Origin of the sequence: Methylobacterium sp. WL116 (assembly GCF_008039455.1) — a bacterium.
GTDB lineage: Bacteria > Pseudomonadota > Alphaproteobacteria > Rhizobiales > Beijerinckiaceae > Methylobacterium.
In genome coordinates this window covers 1-2,680 of the sequence record NZ_VRUV01000576.1, presented here as the reverse complement: position 1 = coordinate 2,680, position 2,680 = coordinate 1, and the positions used below count along the sequence as shown (strand labels likewise).

3 protein-coding genes and 1 pseudogene are annotated in these 2,680 nt (G+C 71.3%); all 4 read right to left on the bottom strand.

Going from position 1 to position 2,680, the window contains the following annotated elements:
- Positions 1-599, bottom strand: a pseudogene (locus tag FV223_RS24730) (cobaltochelatase subunit CobN); the annotation flags it as partial.
- A 7-nt stretch (positions 600-606) separates the two neighbouring features.
- The gene (locus FV223_RS24725; RefSeq protein WP_147729441.1) at positions 607-1,269 is read right to left on the bottom strand and encodes a Uma2 family endonuclease; all 663 of its coding nucleotides are present in this window, start codon (positions 1,267-1,269) and stop codon (positions 607-609) included.
- 3 nt (positions 1,270-1,272) lie between these two features.
- Positions 1,273-2,307 (bottom strand): cobalamin biosynthesis protein CobW, encoded by a 1,035-nt coding sequence (gene cobW, locus FV223_RS24720; protein WP_147729440.1) that lies wholly within the window; start codon positions 2,305-2,307, stop codon positions 1,273-1,275.
- A gap of 18 nt (positions 2,308-2,325) precedes the next feature.
- On the bottom strand, positions 2,326-2,680 hold a 355-nt coding region (locus tag FV223_RS24715), incomplete at its 5' end, for a DUF1636 domain-containing protein (RefSeq protein WP_147729439.1).

The following is a 2,680-nucleotide window of genomic DNA, read 5'->3' as shown; positions in this document are numbered from 1 at the left end:
AGGCCGAGCGGCGAGGCGCCGAGCGAGAGCGCCGCGTCGAGGCCGAGCGGTCCGCAGCCCGGGCACCATGCGAAGCCGCGCGGCAAGGTCTCGGGCGGCTCGACGGTGGTCGGGACGCCGATCTCGGCCGCGAGGCGCCCGAGCATGCGGCGCAGGTTCTCGGGGCCTCCGGCGCGGAAATATCCGTCGAGCACCGGCGCGAGGTCGGGCGCGGTCGAGAGCTCGGCGAGCCGCGGGTCGGGCCGGTCGCAGCCGGGCAGGATCACCAGCGGGATGCCGGCGGCCCGTGCGACGGCGGCGCAGCGCTCGACGCCGTAGCGCCAGTAGTCGAGGCCGCCGAGGCAGCGGATCACGACGATCCTCGCCTTCGCCACCACGGTCTCGACGTAGAGATCGACCGACATCGGGTGGCGCAGGCGCGACAGCTTGGCCAGGCGCAGCGACGGGAAGCCCGGGCCGCAGGCCGCGTGGGCATTGGCGACGCCGAGCAGGTCGGAATCCGTAAACGACAGGAACACGACGTCGCCGGGCTGTTGCCCGAGATCGACCGCCGCCTCGCCGTCGTCGAGGCTCACCGTATCGATGCGGATCAGGTGCATGCGATGGTCAGCCTGCGGAGCCGCCCGGCTCGCCGGGGACGAGGCGGGGCCGGCTCGGAAACGCGACGCCGTCGTAGATCTCGGCCGCGGGCATGGCGATCCCGAACGCCAAGAGCGGGACCGTCGCGTCGAGCCCGAGAAGACGGGTCTCAGCCCAATGCCGGTCCGGATCACGCGTCCAGAGGCGGAGTTCCGCCGCATTGGGTTCCACCAGCAGGATATGCTCCAGGTCGGCCATCGTGCGGTACTCGCCGAGCTTCTCGAACGCATCGAAGTCGCGCGTGCTCGGCGACAGCACCTCGACGACCAGCCGCGGCTGCGCCGCCTTCAGCGCGTTCGGATCGCGGGATCCGCAATCGATCCCGATATCGGGGCGGCGGATCTGGCCGGGCAGCGTTTCGACGCTGCCGTCCCCGGTGAACGGACGGCATCCGCTTCCGCGTAGGGCCGTGCGCAACCATGCGAGGATGTTCACGACGATGTCGTCGTGAACGTTGCGCGCCCCGGCCATCATCCGCACCGGCACGCCGCCGACGAGCTCGTACCGCTCCGCTTGGGCTTCCTGCCAGGCGAAGAACGCATCGATGCTCATTGGCTCAAGTCGGCGGTCCAGCATCCCGGAATCTGCGGTGATCGTGAAAACGCGCAGTGTAGCCTGTGCGGCGGACAACCCCTAGCCGGCGAGCGCTTCGGCGACCGCGCCCTGGTCGAAGCCCTTCAGGCCGATCACCACCAGCGTGCCGTCGCGGGGCTCGGCCGCCGTCCAGGGACGGTCGAAATGATGGGTGATGCGGCGGCCGACGCCCTGCACCACGAGGCGCATCGGCTTGCCCTCGACGGCGCAGAAGCCCTTGATGCGCAGGACGCCCTCGGTCTCGGCCGCCTTCTCGACGCGGGCGGCGAGGTCGGCGGCGGTGATCGCCGTGCGGACCGGGAGCGCCACGGTCTCGAAGTCGTCGTGGTCGTGATCCTCGCCCGCGCCGTGATGCGAGGGGCGCGCGTCGAGGTCGTCCTCGGCGGCGGCCTGGAGGCCGAGCAGCACCCGCGGGTCGATCTTGCCGTGGGCTGTCTCGACCACCTTCACCGCGCGGGGAAGCTGGCGCTCCACCTCGGCCCGCACCTGCGCGAGGCCGGCGGCGTCGAGGAGGTCGGCCTTATTGAGCACGACGAGGTCGGCGCAGAGGAGCTGGTCCTCGAACACCTCCTCGAGCGGGTTGTCGTGGTCCACCGCCGTATCGGCGGCGCGCTGGTTGGCCAGAGCCTCGGGGTCCTCGGCGAAGGCGCCCGAGGCGACCGCCGGCCCGTCCACGACCGCGACGACGCCGTCGACGGTCACCCGCGAGCGGATCGCCGGCCACTGGAACGCCTGGACCAGGGGCTTGGGCAGGGCGAGGCCGGACGTCTCGATCAGGATGTGCTCGGGCGGGTTCGGGCGATCGAGAAGAGCCGTCATCGCCGGCACGAAGTCGTCCGCGACGGTGCAGCAGATGCAGCCGTTGGGAAGCTCGACGATCGAATCCTCGGTGCAGCCCTCGATGCCGCAGGCGGCGAGGAACGACTTGTCGAAGCCGATGTCGCCGAACTCGTTGACGAGGATCGCGAGCCGGCGCCCGCCGGCATTCTCGACCACGTGGCGCACCAGCGTCGTCTTGCCCGCCCCGAGGAAGCCGGTGACGATGGTGCAGGGGATCTTCTGGACGATGCTCATGGGGATCTCGCCGATGGCTCAGGCCGCGCGCGGCGGAAACGGGGGGATGCGGGCGACGACGCCCTTGCGGAATTCCTGCGGCCTCTGCTTCCACGGCACGATCCCGTCGGGCGTGCCGGCGTAGAGGCCGACGCCGTCGAGAATGATGCGTGCGGAATCCGCCGGGTCGAGGTCGCCGTAGACGTAGGTCCAGCGATCCTCCGCCGCCACGGCGACGGTGCAGGGCCGCTTGCAGACCGACAGGCACTCGACCGCTTCGATCGTCACGCCGTCGGGGGCGGGAAGCGCACGCAACGCGTCGAAGAGGCGGGCGCCCGCGCGCGGGCCGTCCGGCGCATCGCTCTCCATCCGGCAGGTGGTGCAGACGTAGAGG